The sequence below is a fragment of the Sphingomonas sp. TF3 genome (genome assembly GCF_003985085.1).
In the GTDB taxonomy this organism is placed as follows: Bacteria; Pseudomonadota; Alphaproteobacteria; order Sphingomonadales; family Sphingomonadaceae; genus Sphingomonas.
Genome location: NZ_RWKS01000009.1, coordinates 85183 through 101623, shown reverse-complemented (window position 1 = coordinate 101623; position 16441 = coordinate 85183). Strand labels below are relative to the sequence as shown.

At 64.0% G+C, this 16441-nt stretch carries 18 protein-coding genes; 12 read left to right on the top strand and 6 right to left on the bottom strand.

The features are described 5' to 3' along the window. Positions 1-21 precede the first annotated feature (21 nt). The 5 genes from EJC47_RS10140 to EJC47_RS10120 all read right to left on the bottom strand — a co-directional run bounded on the left by EJC47_RS10140 (position 22) and on the right by EJC47_RS10120 (position 4385). Positions 22-795 carry a hypothetical protein gene (locus tag EJC47_RS10140; RefSeq protein ID WP_033963223.1) on the bottom strand — a complete coding sequence of 258 codons (774 nt, stop codon included), beginning with the start codon at positions 793-795 and terminating at the stop codon, positions 22-24. A gap of 74 nt (positions 796-869) precedes the next feature. Then, a complete protein-coding gene (locus EJC47_RS10135; protein WP_052191980.1) occupies positions 870-1553 on the bottom strand; it encodes a DUF4230 domain-containing protein in 684 nt (227 codons plus the stop codon). Next, a complete protein-coding gene (locus EJC47_RS10130; protein WP_126847466.1) occupies positions 1550-2407 on the bottom strand; it encodes an MBL fold metallo-hydrolase in 858 nt (285 codons plus the stop codon). Before EJC47_RS10130 ends, EJC47_RS10135 begins: the two co-directional genes overlap by 4 nt. Before the next feature lie 56 nt (positions 2408-2463). Beyond that, positions 2464-4020, bottom strand: coding sequence for a M56 family metallopeptidase (locus EJC47_RS10125; RefSeq protein ID WP_126847321.1), 1557 nt, complete (start codon positions 4018-4020; stop codon positions 2464-2466). Continuing rightward, entirely contained in the window at positions 4017-4385 is a 369-nt protein-coding gene (locus EJC47_RS10120) for a BlaI/MecI/CopY family transcriptional regulator (RefSeq protein WP_033963229.1), read from the bottom strand. The genes EJC47_RS10125 and EJC47_RS10120 overlap by 4 nt, the downstream gene beginning before the upstream one ends. A 114-nt stretch (positions 4386-4499) precedes the next feature. Here EJC47_RS10120 and EJC47_RS10115 point away from each other — a divergent pair, with 114 nt between their 5' ends. The 8 genes from EJC47_RS10115 (at position 4500) to EJC47_RS10080 (ending at position 11934) form a co-directional block, all read left to right on the top strand. Beyond that, positions 4500-5414: an SMP-30/gluconolactonase/LRE family protein gene (locus tag EJC47_RS10115; RefSeq protein ID WP_126847319.1), complete on the top strand. Its 915-nt coding sequence runs from the start codon at positions 4500-4502 to the stop codon at positions 5412-5414. 24 nt (positions 5415-5438) lie between these two features. Continuing rightward, positions 5439-6131 carry a VIT1/CCC1 transporter family protein gene (locus tag EJC47_RS10110; protein ID WP_033963230.1) on the top strand — a complete coding sequence of 231 codons (693 nt, stop codon included), beginning with the start codon at positions 5439-5441 and terminating at the stop codon, positions 6129-6131. Positions 6132-6214: 83 nt separating this feature from the next. Further along, positions 6215-6916, top strand: coding sequence for a CoA transferase subunit A (locus tag EJC47_RS10105; RefSeq protein WP_033963235.1), 702 nt, complete (start codon positions 6215-6217; stop codon positions 6914-6916). A gap of 128 nt (positions 6917-7044) precedes the next feature. Further along, on the top strand, positions 7045-7926 hold the full coding sequence (locus EJC47_RS10100; RefSeq protein WP_126847317.1) for an HAD family acid phosphatase: 882 nt from the start codon (positions 7045-7047) through the stop codon (positions 7924-7926). Continuing rightward, a complete protein-coding gene (locus tag EJC47_RS10095; protein WP_033963239.1) occupies positions 7926-8561 on the top strand; it encodes a CoA transferase subunit B in 636 nt (211 codons plus the stop codon). Before EJC47_RS10100 ends, EJC47_RS10095 begins: the two co-directional genes overlap by 1 nt. 98 nt (positions 8562-8659) lie before the next feature. Continuing rightward, on the top strand, positions 8660-10114 hold the full coding sequence (gene leuC, locus EJC47_RS10090; protein ID WP_033963240.1) for a 3-isopropylmalate dehydratase large subunit: 1455 nt from the start codon (positions 8660-8662) through the stop codon (positions 10112-10114). Positions 10115-10340: 226 nt separating this feature from the next. After that, entirely contained in the window at positions 10341-10970 is a 630-nt protein-coding gene (gene leuD / locus EJC47_RS10085) for a 3-isopropylmalate dehydratase small subunit (protein ID WP_126847315.1), read from the top strand. Then, on the top strand, positions 10933-11934 hold the full coding sequence (locus EJC47_RS10080; RefSeq protein WP_185867631.1) for an NADPH:quinone oxidoreductase family protein: 1002 nt from the start codon (positions 10933-10935) through the stop codon (positions 11932-11934). Before leuD ends, EJC47_RS10080 begins: the two co-directional genes overlap by 38 nt. A 15-nt stretch (positions 11935-11949) precedes the next feature. On the opposite strand, the gene EJC47_RS10075 is transcribed toward EJC47_RS10080, so the two are convergent. Beyond that, the gene (locus EJC47_RS10075) at positions 11950-13395 is read right to left on the bottom strand and encodes an Nramp family divalent metal transporter (protein WP_126847312.1); all 1446 of its coding nucleotides are present in this window, start codon (positions 13393-13395) and stop codon (positions 11950-11952) included. Positions 13396-13588: 193 nt separating this feature from the next. Here EJC47_RS10075 and EJC47_RS10070 point away from each other — a divergent pair, with 193 nt between their 5' ends. From EJC47_RS10070 to EJC47_RS10055, 4 genes are all read left to right on the top strand, one after another. Further along, on the top strand, positions 13589-13912 hold the full coding sequence (locus EJC47_RS10070; RefSeq protein ID WP_033963241.1) for a DUF1476 domain-containing protein: 324 nt from the start codon (positions 13589-13591) through the stop codon (positions 13910-13912). Continuing rightward, positions 13912-14151 (top strand): BolA/IbaG family iron-sulfur metabolism protein, encoded by a 240-nt coding sequence (locus tag EJC47_RS10065; protein ID WP_010402646.1) that lies wholly within the window; start codon positions 13912-13914, stop codon positions 14149-14151. The genes EJC47_RS10070 and EJC47_RS10065 overlap by 1 nt, the downstream gene beginning before the upstream one ends. Before the next feature lie 4 nt (positions 14152-14155). Beyond that, positions 14156-14491: a Grx4 family monothiol glutaredoxin gene (gene grxD, locus EJC47_RS10060; protein WP_010402645.1), complete on the top strand. Its 336-nt coding sequence runs from the start codon at positions 14156-14158 to the stop codon at positions 14489-14491. Between the two features lie 261 nt (positions 14492-14752). After that, positions 14753-16420, top strand: coding sequence for a thiamine pyrophosphate-binding protein (locus EJC47_RS10055; RefSeq protein WP_126847310.1), 1668 nt, complete (start codon positions 14753-14755; stop codon positions 16418-16420). Positions 16421-16441 lie beyond the last annotated feature (21 nt).

Here is a 16441-nt window from a genome sequence, read left to right as displayed (position 1 = left end):
TGGACGCGCGGGGCCGCGCGATCAAGAGAGTGGCGGGAATGGCGGATAGGCCAGCGGCGCAACCGATGCGCCCGGCGATCCTGCCGTCGCCGCGCGATAGAGCGCGGTTCCGAGCGGACTGTAGGTGATCGCTTCGGACAGCACGGTCGATCCGATGATCGCTGCAAGGCCCCACCACCAGGCCGGATGCACTTTACCGGTACGACGCAGATCGAACACCATGCCAACGATGGGGAGGATCAGGACTGCCAGAACATCAACCTCATAAGCGTAAGGGATCAGAAACGGCATCGGCAGCAATCGCCCGTATGCCGGGCCCAGCAGCAACGCCATTCCGGAAAAATGCAGCCGTCGATGCCATTCCGTCTGCCGCCGCCGCACGATCGCTGCGGTCGTCAACGCCGCGAACGTCAGGATCGTCACCGGATTCAGCACCAGAAACAAAGCAGGCGGGAAGAAGAAAGGCGCATGGCCGAGCCGTACGAGGCGCACCGTCACGATCGTGCCAAGCACAACCATCGCGACGATCCAGCCCGCCCCGATCCAGCCAAGCCGACGATGCAGCGCGATCGAGCCCCGCGCGACCAGCGCATTCTGCGTCACATACAACACCACCCAGCCCATGAAGACCACGGCATGGGCATGGACAATCGGCGGCGAGGCGAAGCTGGAGCGCCCCGTGACGATCATCAACGAGAAGCCCGCGACGACGATCGCCGCCATAATCAGCGAAGTGATGAAAAAGAAACGATCGTCTTTCGCGACCGCGGAATGTGGTTCTGCTAAAGATGCCATATTCGCCCCCCGACGAAACCGAATCGCTGGGGCTCTATACCATTGGATTGGCGCTGGAGGAACCGCGTCACGCCTTATTGGCGGTTTGCCAGAACTTCGGCGATCGACTTGGTCGTATCCCACACTTCGCTGCCGTCGCGCCCCTCATCCGCGAAGCGCACCTTGACGGTCGCGTCGAAACCGGCCGCTTTGAGTGGCAGCGCAAAGCTCCGCTCGACCGCACGGCGCGTGGCGTCGCGGGCGAGGCGAATGGGCACCGCTTCGTGCGCCTGGCGTACGAGTTCCTTTTGACCGGCAGCGCGGTTTGCCGCCTCGAGTTTCGCATCGGCGTCGGTAATTTTGGACAGGATTCCGCCTTCGCCATATTCACGGATCTGCGTCATGTCGATCTGCGGTGCCGATGCTTCGACCGGCGGCAGTACTACGCCGAGCGTGCGGGTCTTGGCGTCCCACGTTACGTCGCGCGCGTTCAGTTTCGCCATATCGACGTGATATTCCACGGTCCCCGGCATGATGAGCGTCTTCTTCGCCTGCAAGCCGAATTGCGTCTGTGTCGAGGTCGACACCGCGACGAACCGTGCCGCGAAGGCCGACAGGCGGTTCTGCTCGCGCAGTCCCTGCAGCGACCCACTGGCGATGGTCACAGGATCGGGCCCGGCGAGCTTGTGCTCGACCATCGCGCCGATGCCCCACACCAGCGCGAGGATGAACACGGTGATCAGGGCCAGCGCCGCCGCAAACTTTCCGACGAAAGTCATTCCTTTACGCTCCACACATCACCGTCTGCACAGACTTCGCCACGCTGCGCCAGATCGATCAAATGCGCCAAAACCGATCGCTCGGCCGCTGGAAACAAGCGCGGGTCGATGCCGACGTACATCCGCTCGACCATCACGGCGATGGTCGCCGACTGGGTGCGGAGCAGCCGCAGGATCTGCCCCTCGCGCTGCTTGCGATGGCCGAGCATCCCGCGCACCAGCCGCTGCGGATTGGTAACCGGATCGCCATGCGCGGGATAATAGATACGGTCGTCGCGCGGCAGCAGCTTTTCCAGGCTTGCCATATACGCCGCCATATCTCCGTCGGGCGGCGAGACGATGCTGGTCGACCAGCCCATTACATGATCGCCGGTGAACAACGCCCGGCTCTCGGGCAGCGCAAAGGCGAGATGGTTGGAGGTGTGGCCCGGCGTCGCGAGCGCGGTCAGTGTCCAGCCGTCGCCCGCAACCGAGTCGCCTTCCGTCAGAATACGATCGGGCGCGTACTCCCGATCGAAAGATGCATCGCTCCGGACACGATCGTCATCGAGCGCGAGCGGCGCGCATCCAACGATCGGCGCGCCCGTTGCCGCCGCGAGCGGGCGCGAGCCGGGGCTGTGATCGCGGTGAGTGTGGGTGATCACGATCGCCCGGACCGGACGCCCGGCGATGGCGTGGACGATCGCCGCGATATGGTCTGGCGTGTCCGGGCCGGGATCGATCACCGCGAGGTCGCTGGTACCGACCAAATGTACTTGCGTGCCTGTCGAGGTGAACGGCGACGGATTGGGGGCAAGCAATCGCACGACGAGGGGCTCGAGTTGCTCGGGCACACCGGGAAATTGCTCGCTCATATCGGCCGAGATGGCGGGTCGTGCGGGCAGACGCAAGCCCGTACGACCCTGCCCGGTCATTCCACCTTGGCAATGTCCGCCTGGATTTCGGCGATAGCGGTGTCGATCCCTGCCAAGGCCTGCGCGCGGGCCTCCGCCCCCATCTCGGGGGACCGCAACATCTTCTCGCGCGCCGCACGCAAGCCCGCCAAAGCACCGGCGTAAGCCTTGCGTTCGATATCCTTGCTGTTCGCGGCTATCGCAGCGCCCTCCGCCGCCACTTTTTCGATACGGTTCGAACAGATGACGATGAGCTTCTTGCCGTCCTTTTCACGATGAAGAACCATCTGGCGCGGGTCGCCCTCAGAGCTGCAGCGCGCCGACGTGACCTCGGGAATGGTCTCTATCCCCGACATATTCTCCATCCCGGAGAGGTTTTCCAAGGTCACCTTGCCGTCCTTGTCGCGGCGGATGACGCGCACGACTTTGCGATGGTCTTTTCCATCCTCCGCGATGGTGGTGGTCGTGTCGGTCATGGTGGTGGTTGTCGTGGCGCGCGGCGGGGCCGGAGGCACGGGCGGCTCCGAAACATCAGCGGGTGCGGGTGCCGCTGCCTCAGCAACGGGCGGCGGCGGCACGGACGCTTGGTCGAGGCGCGCGATATCAACCCCGGTCGCCGTCTCCACCGACTTCCGCACTTTGGCGACGGCGGCCGTTCCCGAGGCGGTCAGGCCCAGCCCGGCGACGATGAGCAGCGACAGCGCCCCTGCCCCGGTTACCAGACGTACCGGCGATATCTTGGTGGTCGTCAGCATCCTCAATCTCCCTTTCAAGTCATTGATGGTGTGAAGGTGGCAGGTCGCCGACACCGCGCCACCCAGGAAGGTCGGGTGCGCCGCCTTTAGGATCGCGCAGGCATAGGTGTGCCGTCGCATCGGGTTCATGCCCGCGAGTACACGCGCGTCGTTGGCGATTTCCTGGTCGGCCCGAAAGGCGCGGAACGCACGCCAGGCAATCGGATTGAACCAGTGCAGGGCGAGCACGACCAGCGCGACCCAGTTCGCGATAAGGTCGCCGCGCGCATGATGACCAAGCTCGTGCGCCAGCGCGAGATCGCGCTCTTCAGGTTCGTAGCGCTCGGCGAAATCGCGCGGAAAGGCGACGTAACGCCGCAACACGCCAAAGGCGAGCGGGCCGGTGGCCGCGTCGGTTTCGATTACCTGAACACCGTCCAGATCGTCGGTAGCCGCCCCCTGGTCCAGCATGCGGCGACAAAACCGCACATGCCGTCGCCAATGCCACCCGAAAAACGCCACCGCCCCAGCGATCCACAATATCGCAAGTACCGGGGCAAGCATCGCCCCAAAGGGCTGCACCGCCGGACCGACGGACCCTTCGCCAATCGGATCGACGAAGAGAACGGTAACTTGTTGGCTGGCGCGCAGAACCGGGGCGACCGCCGCCGCGTGCCAAGCGCTCGGCAATGGCGGCAGCAGCAAGCGCAGCACCGGCAGCAGCCACAGGGCGTAAGCGATATCGGCCCCGAATGCCTTGCGCACCGGAGCACGCAGTGCCAGCACCGCCACCATCAGCACGGTCGACGCGATCAAACCCTCGATGAGCCAGCCGATCATGCCTTGAGCTCCTTCAGCAATGCCTCGATTTCGGCGATATCCTGTGCCGTCAGCGCATCCCGCTCGGCGAGGTGCGCGACCAGCGGGCTCAATTTGCCGCCGAACAGGCGATCCATCAGCTTGCGCGATTCGCCCGCAACGTAATCTTCCCGCTGCACCAATGGACGATAGCGATAGCGTCTGCCGTCCTCCTCATGGGCGATGATGTTCTTCGCGAGCAACCGCCCCAATAGCGTCTTGACGGTGTTGGAGGTCCATTCGCGCGTCGCCGGGATCCGTTCCGCCACGTCCTGTGCGGTCAGCGGGCTTTCATCCCACAGCACCTCCATCACCGCATGTTCGGCATCACTGATTCGCTCGGCCATTCGACTCGCCTCCGTACTGACTACGGATGTAATCATATTGTTTACATGCGTAGTCAAGAGGCCCCTTGCAGTCCCCCGACCCAGCGATAGAACAAAAAAAACAGGAGAGTTCGGGTGACCCTAGCCACGATCGCGGACGGCCTGCGTTTCCCGGAAGGCCCCGTCGCCCTTCCCGATGGCAGCGTCGTGCTGGTCGAGATTGCAGCGGGCAGGATCAGCCGCGTTCGCGCCGACGGAACGATTGAGACGGTGGCAGAGCCGGGCGGCGGCCCCAACGGCCTGGCGCTCGGTCCCGACGGGATGCTCTATTGCTGCAACAATGGAGGATTCGAATATTTTGAGCACCCCGCCGGGCTGCTGATCCCGCACGGGCAAGCGCACGATTATTCCGGCGGCCGCATCGAACGGATCGATCCCGCGACCGGGGCCGTCGAAATCCTATACCGCGACGGAGACTTTGGCTGCGTACTGCGCGGCCCGAACGACATCGTGTTCGATTCCCACGGCGGCTTCTGGTTTACCGACCACGGCAAGACCCGGCACCGGGAGCGTGACGTCACCGGCATTTTCTATGCGAAGGCAGATGGAACTCATCTCGAAGAGGTCATTTTCCCCAGCGAAAACCCCAACGGCATCGGCCTCTCCCCGGACGGCAGGCGGTTGTACGTCGCGGAAACCTACACGTGTCGGCTGATGGCCTTCGATATCACCGCACCCGGCAAGGTGGACCCGACCGTCGGGATCGGCGGAGCCGGCATCCCGTTGTACCGCCCGGCTGGCTATACGTTCTTCGATTCGCTGGGGATCGAGGAATGCGGTAACATTTGTGTCGCGACGATCGGCGAAAGCGGCATTTCGGTGATTTCACCGGCGGGGGCGCTGGTCGAATTCGTCCCGACTCCGGACCCTTTCACCACCAACATCTGCTGGGGTGGGGTCGACCGGCAGACCGCCTATATCACCCTGTCCGGTACGGGACGGCTGGTGCGCATGCCATGGCCGAGGCCCGGCCTTGCGCTGGCGCATTGAGACCAACATGGCTAGGGCGATAGCGTGATTCGGCACGGTGAAAGACATGTGGTCCAGCGTATCGGCTGGTTGCGGGCGGCGGTGCTCGGCGCAAATGACGGCTTGCTGTCGACAGCCAGTCTGATCGTGGGCGTGGCTGCCGCCGCGCAGAGCCAGAGCGCTATTCTTACGACCGGGATCGCCGGCCTGGTCGCCGGCGCGATGTCGATGGCGGCCGGCGAGTATGTTTCAGTCAGTTCACAAGCCGACACAGAAGGTGCGGAGCGCGCGCGCGAAGCAGCCGAACTCGCCGAAGACCCCATGGCCGAGGCCAAGGAACTTGCCGCGATCTATCGCCAACGTGGGCTCGACGCGGCGCTGGCTGCGCAAGTCGCCGAGCAGTTGATGACGCATGACGCGCTGGGTGCCCACATGCGCGATGAGCTGGGCATCCACGAAGCGATGGAGGCAAAACCGGTGCAAGCCGCCATCGCATCGGCCGCCAGCTTTGCCGTTGGCGCGATCTTCCCGGTGTTGATGGCGTTTCTTTTCCGGGGCACCGCGCTGGTCGAAGCGGTCGCGGTGGCGACACTGGTGCTACTGGCCGTCTTGGGCGCAACGGGGGCCTATGTCGGCGGCGCGAACCTGTGGAAAGGGGCATTGCGCGTGCTGTTCTGGGGCGCGCTGGCAATGGCGGTGACGGCCGGGATCGGGCATGTGTTCGGCACCAGGGTTTAAGCTGTACCGCCCACCAGAATCAGCGGCTTGACCGTCTGCCCTTCCCCGCCGTACTCGACGCCCAAAATCGAAAGGCACCGCCGATGCGCAAGCTTTATCCCAATGCCGCCGCCGCTCTTGAAGGAGTGCTTCATGACGGCATGACGATTTGCGCGGGCGGCTTCGGTCTGTGCGGCATCCCCGAGCGGTTGATCGACGCGATCCGCGACGCGGGCACCAAGGATCTGACGATCGCCAGCAACAATGCCGGTATCGACGGTGAGGGCCTTGGAAAACTGCTGCGCACGCGCCAGGTCAAGAAGATGATCTCGTCCTATGTCGGCGAGAACAAGGAATTCGAGCGGCAGTATCTGTCGGGCGAGCTTGAGGTCGAATTTTGCCCGCAAGGCACGCTGGCCGAGCGCTGTCGTGCTGGCGGGGCCGGTATTCCGGGCTTCTACACCAAGACCGGCGTCGGAACGCTGGTTGCAGAAGGCAAGGAAGTGAAGACCTTCGACGGCGAGGAGTATATCCTCGAGCGCGGCATTCGCGCCGACCTTGCGATTATCAAGGGCTGGAAGGCGGATGAAAGCGGCAATTTGATCTTCCGCAAGACCGCGCGCAACTTCAACCAGCCGATGGCGACTGCGGGCAAGATCTGCGTGGCCGAGGTCGAGGAGATCGTTCCCGTCGGCGCGCTCGATCCCGACTGCATTCATTTGCCTGGCGTCTATGTCCAGCGGCTGATCGTCGGCGCGCCCTATGACAAGAAGATCGAATTCCGCACTGTTCGCGAGGCGGCGTGATGCGACCGTCGCAAGTTCGCTCTTCTGCTCCCCTCCCGCTTGCGGGAGGGGCTGGGGGAGGGCTTGAACCCCAGATCGCGCTCGACAGACACGCCCCTCCCCTAACCCCTCCCGCAAGCGGGAGGGGGATGGTGCTCGCGCTCGCTTTGATGGTGTCCGCGTGCACGACTGTACCGCAGGCGACAGTTGCACCAGCCCCCGTGGTGGCCCCCACTGTCACACCCGGCATGCAATTCCTCTACGGCTCGGGCGAAGCCGCCGCGCTCGATCATCAGGCGTATAACACGCTGGTCGATGCCGTGCGCCGCCGCCTGGCGAGCGAAAAGGCCGACCCCAAGGCGCTGAGCGACCGCACCTCGGCGGTGCTCACCCCCGATGCGACGCTCGACCAGCCGGCCACCTTGCCGTGCGGAGACCGCCCTCGCGCGGTCGTGTTCGACGTGGACGAAACGCTGCTGCTCAATCTCGGCTTCGAATATGACGATGCGACGCATCCGGGTGCGCCCTATGACGAGGCGCACTGGCTGCAATGGGAGCAGGCCGGGGTCGACCGGGTCGCAGCCGTGCCCGGCGCTGTCGCTGCGGTCAACGAACTGCGCAACATGGGCGTAACCGTGGTGTTCAACACCAACCGCAGTGCCGCCAACGCCGCCTTCACCGAGGCCGCCATCGCCCATGCCGGTCTGGGCTCTGCCAAACACGGCGAAACGCTGTGGCTGAAGGGCGACCTCGGCAGCGGCTCGGGCAAGGATTCGCGGCGTCGGGCGATTGCCGCGCGCTATTGCGTGGTGGCGATGGGCGGAGATCAACTCGGCGATTTCTCCGACCTGTTCACCGGCACCCCGCAACAGCGCCGAGCGGCGGTCTCCTCGCCCGCCATCCACGGCATGTGGGGCCGCTTCTGGTTTGTGCTCCCCAACCCGGTTTACGGGACCGCGCTCAAGGGCGGGCTCGACGATGTTTTTCCCGCCGACAAGCGCTGGTCGCCCCCCGCATCTGGAGAGAAGTAATGGCCTGGACTCGTGACGAAATGGCCGCGCGCGCCGCACGCGAGCTGCAGGACGGCTTCTACGTCAATCTCGGCATCGGCATCCCCACTCTGGTGGCCAACCATATTCCCGAAGGCGTCGAAGTGACGCTCCAGTCCGAAAACGGCATGCTCGGCATCGGCCCCTTCCCGCTCGCCGGCGAAGAAGATGCCGATCTGATCAATGCCGGCAAGCAGACGATCAGCGAACTCCCCCAATCGGCCTATTTCAGTTCGTCCGACAGTTTCGCGATGATCCGCGGCGGCCATATCGATCTGACCGTGCTCGGCGCGATGGAAGTCGCTGAAAATGGCGACATCGCCAACTGGATGATCCCGGGCAAGATGATCAAGGGCATGGGCGGGGCGATGGATCTCGTCGCGGGCGTCAAGAAGATCATCGTGGTGATGGAACATACGTCCAAGAACGGGGACCCGAAGTTCATTCCCGCCTGCACGCTGCCGCTGACCGGCAAGAACGTCGTCGACATGATCGTTACCGATCTGGCGGTGTTCCAGCGCCCCGATCATCAATCGCCGTTCAAACTGATCGAAACGGCTCCCGGAGTCACCCCCGAAGAGATCGCTGCCAAAACCACAGCCCATTATATCCGCTAGCGGTGTCGCGGAGGGACTGTCCGCGCACGCGCTGACGGTGACGTAACATTCTGTTACCTAATCCTTGAAACGGCGCATCTTTCGGTTAAAGACCTCCAATGGCTAGCCGTCCCCTCACATTGTACGAAAAGATCTGGGCCGATCACGTCGTGGAACGCCGCGACGATGGCACCTGCCTGATCTACATCGATCGTCACCTCGTCCATGAGGTTACCAGCCCGCAGGCCTTTTCGGGCCTTCGCGCCAACGGGCGCACGGTGCGACGCCCCGATCTGACGCTGGCGGTGCCCGATCACAATTTGCCCACGACGGCACGACGCGATGCGGCGGGTGCCCCGTTGCCGATCGCCGATCCGGAAAGTGCGGCGCAGCTTGACGCGCTCGAACGCAATACCCGCGATTTCGGCATCGATTATATCGATGCACTCGCCCCGGAACAGGGCATCGTCCACGTTGTCGGCCCCGAGCAGGGCTTCACGCTACCTGGAACGACCCTGGTCTGTGGCGATAGCCATACCTCGGCGCACGGCGCGCTCGGCGCGCTCGCTTTTGGCATTGGCACGAGCGAGGTCGAGCATGTGCTCGCCACACAGACCCTGCTGCTCGGCCAGTCGAAGACGATGGAAGTGCGCGTCGATGGGACGCTCGGCTTCGGAATCAGCCCCAAGGACGTAACGCTTGCCATCATCGGCAAGATCGGCGCGGCAGGCGGCACGGGCTATGTGCTCGAATATACCGGGTCGATCATTCGCGAGATGTCGATCGAGGGGCGACTAACCGTTTCGAACATGTCGATCGAGGGCGGTGCCCGATCGGGCTTGATCGCGCCCGACGCAACGACCTTTGCCTATCTCAAGGGCCGTCCGATGGCACCGCGCGGAGCCGCCTGGGATACGGCGGTCGCTTATTGGCAGACACTGCCGAGTGACCCCGGTGCGATCTATGATCGCGTCGTGACGCTCGACGCGACCGACATCGCGCCCCAATTGACCTGGGGCACCTCGCCCGAGGACGTTATCGCCATTACCGGCACCGTGCCCGATCCGGAGAGCTTCGCCGATCCGGCCAAGCGCGATGCCGCGCGCAAGTCGCTTGCATATATGGGGCTCACCCCCGGCACCGCGATGCAGGATATCGGCGTCGACTATGTCTTCATCGGCAGTTGCACCAACAGCCGGATCGAGGATCTGCGGGCCGCCGCCGCGGTCGCCAACGGACGCCGCGTGTCCGATGGCGTGCACGCGCTGATCGTGCCAGGATCCGGCCTGGTCAAGCGCCAGGCCGAAGCCGAGGGGCTCGACCGCATTTTCCTCGCCGCCGGGTTCGAATGGCGCGAGCCGGGCTGTTCGATGTGTCTCGCCATGAACCCCGACAAAGTACCACCGGGGTTGCGCTGCGCTTCCACTTCGAACCGTAATTTCGTAGGACGGCAGGGCCCAGGCGCGCGGACGCATCTGGTGTCGCCGGCGATGGCCGCAGCCGCTGCGGTGACGGGTAAATTGTGTGACGTGCGAGATCTGGTAACACATCCCGCGGAAGGGGATCGAGTATGAAGCGTGTTCTGGTTGTGCTTATCATGGGCACCGTGTTGAGCGGTCTCGCCGCTTATGCCGCCACCGCCAAGACCAGCGCGATCGGCATTTCGACCGGCAAATAACCGGCTGCTGGTGCTGCAGACCCGCCTGTCGTGCCGGTCGGGTCGGAAACCTGAGGAAAATATTCCGTGATGAAAATATTTCGCATGGGCTCCGGCGGCTATCGCCCAGCGGGAGCGCAGTGATGCAGGCGGTAACGCGCGTTTCCGGCACGGCCTATCCGTGGGGACAGAAGAACGTCGATACCGACGTCATTATCCCTGCGCATTGGCTGAAGACCGTCACGCGAGAGGGCCTTGGCAAGGGCGCGTTCGAAACGGTGCGCGCGCAAGCGGGCAATGTCTTCGACGATCCGCGCTACGCCGGAGCCCAGATCCTGATCGCGGGCGACAATTTCGGCTGTGGCTCTAGCCGCGAACATGCTGCCTGGGCGCTTGCCGACATGGGCATCACCGCCGTGATCGCGCCCAGTTTCTCCGACATTTTTTCCGGAAACGCCTTCAAGAACGGGATTGTCGCGGTCGTGCTGCCACAAGATGCGATCGACCGGCTGCTCGCGGTCGCGCAGGACCAGCCAATTACCGTCGACCTCGAAACGATGACCGTCACCACTCCCTATCAGGACCGTTTTCCGTTCGAACTAAATGCCTTCCGCCGCCAATGCCTGATGGAGGGGCTGGACGAAGTCGGCCTCACGCTGGCAAGAGATACCCAGATTTCGAAATACGAAGCCGGGGTAGCTGAACACCGGCCGTGGATGATCGGAGAACGGGCACATGCGGGCATTGTTGTCGAAGGCACCGGGCGGACCTGAAACACTAGTCATCGATACCTTGCCGGACCCGGTGGCGGGGCCCGGCCAGGTGGTGGTCGCGGTCAAGGCCTGCTCGATCAACTATCCCGACGTCCTGATCATCGAGGACAAATATCAGTTCAAGCCGCCGCGCCCCTTCGCGCCGGGCAGCGAAATTGCGGGTGTGATCGACAGCGTCGGCGCAGGCGTGACCGACTGGAAGCCCGGCGATCGCGTGATCGCAACAACGGGGTCGGGTGGATTGGTCGAAAAGATCGCCCTGCCCGTCACCAGCCTGTATCGCTTGCCGGAAGGCCGCAGCTTCGCCGAAGGCGCGTCGCTGTTGCTGACCTATGGCACGACGATCCACGCCCTGCTCGACCGCGGACACCTTGCCGAGGGGCAAACCCTGCTGGTCCTCGGTGCCGCAGGCGGAGTGGGCCTCGCCGCAGTGGAGCTTGGTAAAGCCTTCGGCGCGCGCGTCGTCGCGGCGGTTTCGTCCGAGGAAAAGGCCGAGGCCGCCCGCCAAGCCGGTGCGGACGACACGATTGTCTATGCCCGCGCGCCCTTCGACAAGGACCAGTCCAAGGCCCTGGCCGAACAGTTCAAGGGTGCTGGGGGTAAAAGCGGCTATGACGTGATCTACGATCCGGTCGGCGGTGACTATGCCGAGCCCGCGCTGCGCTCCATCGGCTGGGAAGGACGCTATCTCGTCGTCGGCTTCCCCGCCGGCATCCCGAAATTGCCGCTCAACCTCACCTTGCTCAAAAGCTGCGACGTGTGCGGCGTATTTTGGGGTGCGTTCGCGGCGCGCGACCCGGAGGCGAACCGCGCGCATATCGAACGGCTGTTCTTGCTGTGGAGAGACGGCCAGATCGCGCCACGCGTGACGGAGACCTTCGCGTTCGAAGATGGCGGCAAGGCCATCGCCAAGATGGCCGCGCGCGGAGCGATCGGCAAACTCGTGGTCACCGTCGCAGAATAGGCTAGGTTGCTCGCCTCACCCTTCCCTGGCCAGTGCCGGGGAGGGGCTGAGAAACCGCACATATCCTGTAAATCCGATAAATCCCGCCGCCATCGCACCGACCCACACCGGGCCGATCGTCTGCCAGAGCAGATAGACGTTCAGCACCGCAATCACCGTGCAGATCGCGTATCCCAGCACCTTCACCCAGCCAGGGTTGGCATATTCGCCCATCTGCTCGCGGCTGCTCGTCGCCAGCATCAGCGGAAAGATCGCGAAGGGCAGTTGCATCGACAGCACGACCTGGCTGACGACCAGCAATTCGACAGTATCTTTGCCCCCCGTCGCCGAAATCACGATCAGCGCCGGGATGATCGCGAGGGATCGCGTCACCAGACGTCGCAGCCACGGCGCGATGCGAATGCGCAGAAACCCTTCCATCACGATTTGCCCGGCAAGCGTCCCGGTGATGGTGCTCGATTGCCCCGAAGCGAGCAACGCCAGCGCAAATGCGGTCGCTGCCGCCCCGCCCAGCGCCGGACGCAGCAGCTGGTGCGCATCCTGCAACTCAGTGACCATCACGCCGCCGCGCCAGAACACTGCCGCCGCGAGCACCAGAATGGCGGCATTAACGAAGAACGCCGCACCGAGCGCCAGCACCGTATCGATTGTGTTGAACGCGAGCGCGGCCTTGATATCGCGTGCACCCCTGCCGAAGGCGCGCGTCTGCACGATTGCGGAATGCAGGTACAGGTTGTGCGGCATGACAGTGGCCCCCAGAATTCCCAGCGCAACGACCAATGCCGCTTCATTGGGAATCGATGGCGTAATCGCGCCAAGCGCAGCGGCAGCCCAATCGGGCTTCGCGAGATAGATCGTATAGGCGAAGCACAATGCGATCGTGGAAACGAGCACGATCACCACTGCCTCGATCTTGCGGAAACCCAAATTGATCAGCAGCAGCAGGAATAGGACGTCGAGCCCGGTTACCAGCACACCCCACACCAGCGGCAACCCAAGCAACAGGTTCAGCGCAACGGCCGACCCGATCACTTCGGCCAGATCGCACGCGATGATCGCGATTTCGCACAACAGCCACAGGCCGACGGCCACAGGACGGGGGTAATGGTCGCGACAGGTTTGGGCGAGGTCGCGCCCGGTGACGATGCCGAGCCGCGCGCACAAGACCTGCAGGAAGATCGCCATCAGATTGGAGGCCAGGATCACCCACAACAGCGCATAGCCAAACTGGCTGCCGCCGGCGAGATCGGTCCCCCAATTGCCAGGGTCCATATAGCCCACCGACACCATGAAGCCAGGACCGGCGAAACCAAGCCATTGCCGCCAGCGCGGCCGACGGACATCTCCCGTTTCCCATACCTTCAGCGTGCGATGCGCCTCGGGCAGCGACGGGAGGAAACCATGCGTGCCGGGCGGCCGAAGCGTGCCGTTCGAAGAAGGTCGGTCGGGAAGAGGCGGCATTGGCGGTTTGCGGTTCCCGATTGAACATAGGCGATCGGCTGCGCTTATACCGCCCTGCGGCAATTGGGCTACCGCCAACCGCTACAACTATACGCAAGGATACATTTGTACTGCTTTCACCACGGGCGTTGCGCACGCCCCCCGTCACGCTTATCTCCCTTGCGTTATTCGTCAGGCCCAAGGGACCATCCACATGACCACTTTCGACGATCGCGAGCGCGCCTTCGAGACCAAATATGCCCGCGATGAAGAAGTCGCCTTCCGCATCGTGGCGCGACGCAACCGTTTGCTCGGCCAATGGGCCGCTACACTGATGGGCCTGACGAAAGAGGAATCCGACGCTTACGCAACGGCCGTGGTCCAGGCCGATTTTGAAGAGGCCGGCGACGAAGACGTCATCCGCAAGCTCGTCAGCGATCTGACCGCAGCCAATGTCGCGATCGACGAAGCGGCGATCCGGCGCGCGATCGAGGAAAAGACGGTCGAAGCACGCCGTCAGTTGATGGGGTCCGAATAATGCCGATGGCGGCGGACGAAATCGAGGCGCTGATCGTCGCGGGCATCCCCGACGCGCGCGTCGAAATGACCGATCTCGCCGGTGATGGCGATCATTGGGCGGCGCGCGTCACCGCCGAGAGTTTTCGCGGGCTGCCGCGACTGAAACAACAACGCGCGGTCTATGCCGCGCTCGGCGACCGCATGGGCGGGGTGTTGCACGCCCTGCAACTCACCACCGCCGTGCCTGTACAGGAGTAAAACGATGAGCACCGACCCAGACCAGATCCGTATCGCCGAACTCGTCGGCAAAAGTGACGTCCTGCTGTTCATGAAGGGTAGTCCGCTGTTCCCACAGTGCGGTTTTTCCAGCCGCGCCGTCGCGATCCTCAATCATCTCGGTGCCGAATTCGACAGCGTCGACGTGCTGCAGGATCAAGGCGTGCGGCAGGGCATCAAGCAATTCTCGGATTGGCCGACGATTCCCCAGCTTTACGTGAAGGGCGAGTTCATTGGCGGGTCCGACATCATGATGGAAATGTATGAAAGCGGTGAGCTTGCGACGCTGCTTGAAGAGCAAGGTGTCGTGAAAGCGGGCTGATTGCCGGGTCGGGCGGGCCGCGCTGGTGCGCTGGTGCGCTGGCCCGCCCTGCTGAAGCGATTACCGCTCGGCATGTCCTAGGTATAGCACCCTACGTGCCAGATTTCGCAAAGCTCTGATTTTCTAAGGCTTTGGTGGTTAACGTAGGTGCTGCACCACGCGACACTGTCAAAATTCCCGACACTCGCGGCCACGCGCCTCGCGCGCGCTCGGCTCGAGAGCGCCCTACCCAAGCCGCAGCTTCGTCGCTAAAAACCGACGATGAACTTAGCCCCTCCCCCCCGCACTGGCGGCCGTATCCTGGTCGACCAACTCGTCGCGCAAGGCTGCGACCGCATTTTCACCGTCCCCGGCGAAAGCTTCCTCGCGGTGCTCGATGCGCTGCACGACACGCCCGAAATCGATCTGGTGGTGTGCCGACAGGAAGGTGGCGTCGCCTTCATGGCCTGTGCCGATGGCGCGCTCACCGGGCGGCCGGGCGTCGCCTTCGTCACGCGCGGCCCGGGTGCGACCAATGCCTCCATCGGGGTGCATGTCGCGATGCAGGACTCGCAGCCGATGGTGTTGTTCATCGGCGATGTCGATCGCGGAACCAAGGACCGCGAGGCGTTTCAGGAAATCGACTTTCCCGCGATGTTTGGCCCCATCGCCAAATGGGCCGCCAAGATCGACGACGCCCGCCGCATTCCCGAATATGTCGCGCGGGCCTGGAACGTCGCGATCTCGGGACGGCCCGGCCCGGTCGTGCTGGCGTTGCCCGAGGATATGCTGCTCGATCAGGTGGTGGCGGTGGATCGCCCGAGGGTGGAACGGGTGGATTCGATGCCCAATCCCGATCTGGTCGCGCGTGCGCTCGATGCTATCGGCCAGGCCAAGGCCCCGATGGCGATTGTCGGCGGTGCCGGTTGGGATTTGGCCACTGGTGCCGCGTTCAGCCACTTTGCCCAGCTATGGGGCATTCCCGTCGCCGCAGCTTTCCGGCGGCAGGATGCCATCCACAATACCCATAAGGTGTGGGCCGGCAACCTCGGTTATGGCCCGAACCCCAAACTGGTCGCGCGGATCAAGCAAGCCGACGTCCTTTTGGTGGTCGGTCCCCGCCTGGGAGAAGCGACTACCGACGGCTATACGCTCCTCACGCCCGATCATCCCAGCCAGACGCTCATTCACGTCCACCCCGATCCCAACGAATTGAACCGCACCTATCGCGCCGACATCGCGATCTGTGCGGGCATGTGGCCGATCGCCGACGCTCTGGTCAGCGCAAAGGAGCCGCCCGAGCCGCGCGCCGATGCACGAGAAGCCCATGCCGACTATCTCGCCTGGTCCACCCCCGCCCCGCGCGCGGGCGTGAAACTCGATCTCGGTCCGTGCGTCGCGGCGATGCGCGATCAACTTCCGGCGGACAGCATTATCTGCAACGGCGCGGGCAATTATTCCGGCTGGTGGCACCGCTACTGGCGGTACGAGCGCAACAGCCAACTCGCCCCCACCGCTGGTGCAATGGGCTACGGCGTCCCCGCCGCCACCGCCGCCGCTTTGCGCCATCCGGATCGCACCGTCGTCGCGCTCGCGGGCGACGGGTGCTTCCTGATGAACGGGCAGGAGCTCGCGACGGCGGTGGCGCACGGCGCAAACATGCTCGTCCTCGTCATCGACAATGGTGCTTACGGCACGATCCGAATGCACCAGGAGCGCGAATTTCCCGGTCGCGTGAGCGGCACCGCGCTTGCCAATCCGGACTTTGCCGCGCTTGGCCGCGCTTATGGCTGCTGGGCGGAAACGGTCGAGACGACGGCAGAGTTCGCCCCCGCCCTCGCCCGCGCGATGGGCCAGACCGGCGTGCGCCTGCTCCACCTCAAAACTGACGTGGAGACCATCACCGCGGGCACCACGCTGACCGCCATGAAAAAGGCCGCCTCGCGGTAGCGAAGCGGCCTCCTTTCACCA

Coding starts and splice junctions, on each gene's coding strand:
- EJC47_RS10075 (WP_126847312.1), bottom strand. CDS start 13,395: ATGCCGCCTCTTCCCGACCGACCTTCTTCGAACGGCACGCTTCGGCCG.
- grxD (WP_010402645.1), top strand. CDS start 14,156: ATGAGCACCGACCCAGACCAGATCCGTATCGCCGAACTCGTCGGCAAA.
- EJC47_RS10130 (WP_126847466.1), bottom strand. CDS start 2,407: ATGAGCGAGCAATTTCCCGGTGTGCCCGAGCAACTCGAGCCCCTCGTC.
- EJC47_RS10140 (WP_033963223.1), bottom strand. CDS start 795: ATGGCATCTTTAGCAGAACCACATTCCGCGGTCGCGAAAGACGATCGT.
- EJC47_RS10135 (WP_052191980.1), bottom strand. CDS start 1,553: ATGACTTTCGTCGGAAAGTTTGCGGCGGCGCTGGCCCTGATCACCGTG.
- EJC47_RS10070 (WP_033963241.1), top strand. CDS start 13,589: ATGACCACTTTCGACGATCGCGAGCGCGCCTTCGAGACCAAATATGCC.
- EJC47_RS10125 (WP_126847321.1), bottom strand. CDS start 4,020: ATGATCGGCTGGCTCATCGAGGGTTTGATCGCGTCGACCGTGCTGATG.
- leuD (WP_126847315.1), top strand. CDS start 10,341: ATGCAGGCGGTAACGCGCGTTTCCGGCACGGCCTATCCGTGGGGACAG.
- EJC47_RS10105 (WP_033963235.1), top strand. CDS start 6,215: ATGCGCAAGCTTTATCCCAATGCCGCCGCCGCTCTTGAAGGAGTGCTT.
- EJC47_RS10100 (WP_126847317.1), top strand. CDS start 7,045: ATGGTGCTCGCGCTCGCTTTGATGGTGTCCGCGTGCACGACTGTACCG.
- EJC47_RS10065 (WP_010402646.1), top strand. CDS start 13,912: ATGCCGATGGCGGCGGACGAAATCGAGGCGCTGATCGTCGCGGGCATC.
- EJC47_RS10080 (WP_185867631.1), top strand. CDS start 10,933: ATGCGGGCATTGTTGTCGAAGGCACCGGGCGGACCTGAAACACTAGTC.
- EJC47_RS10095 (WP_033963239.1), top strand. CDS start 7,926: ATGGCCTGGACTCGTGACGAAATGGCCGCGCGCGCCGCACGCGAGCTG.
- EJC47_RS10120 (WP_033963229.1), bottom strand. CDS start 4,385: ATGGCCGAGCGAATCAGTGATGCCGAACATGCGGTGATGGAGGTGCTG.
- leuC (WP_033963240.1), top strand. CDS start 8,660: ATGGCTAGCCGTCCCCTCACATTGTACGAAAAGATCTGGGCCGATCAC.
- EJC47_RS10055 (WP_126847310.1), top strand. CDS start 14,753: ATGAACTTAGCCCCTCCCCCCCGCACTGGCGGCCGTATCCTGGTCGAC.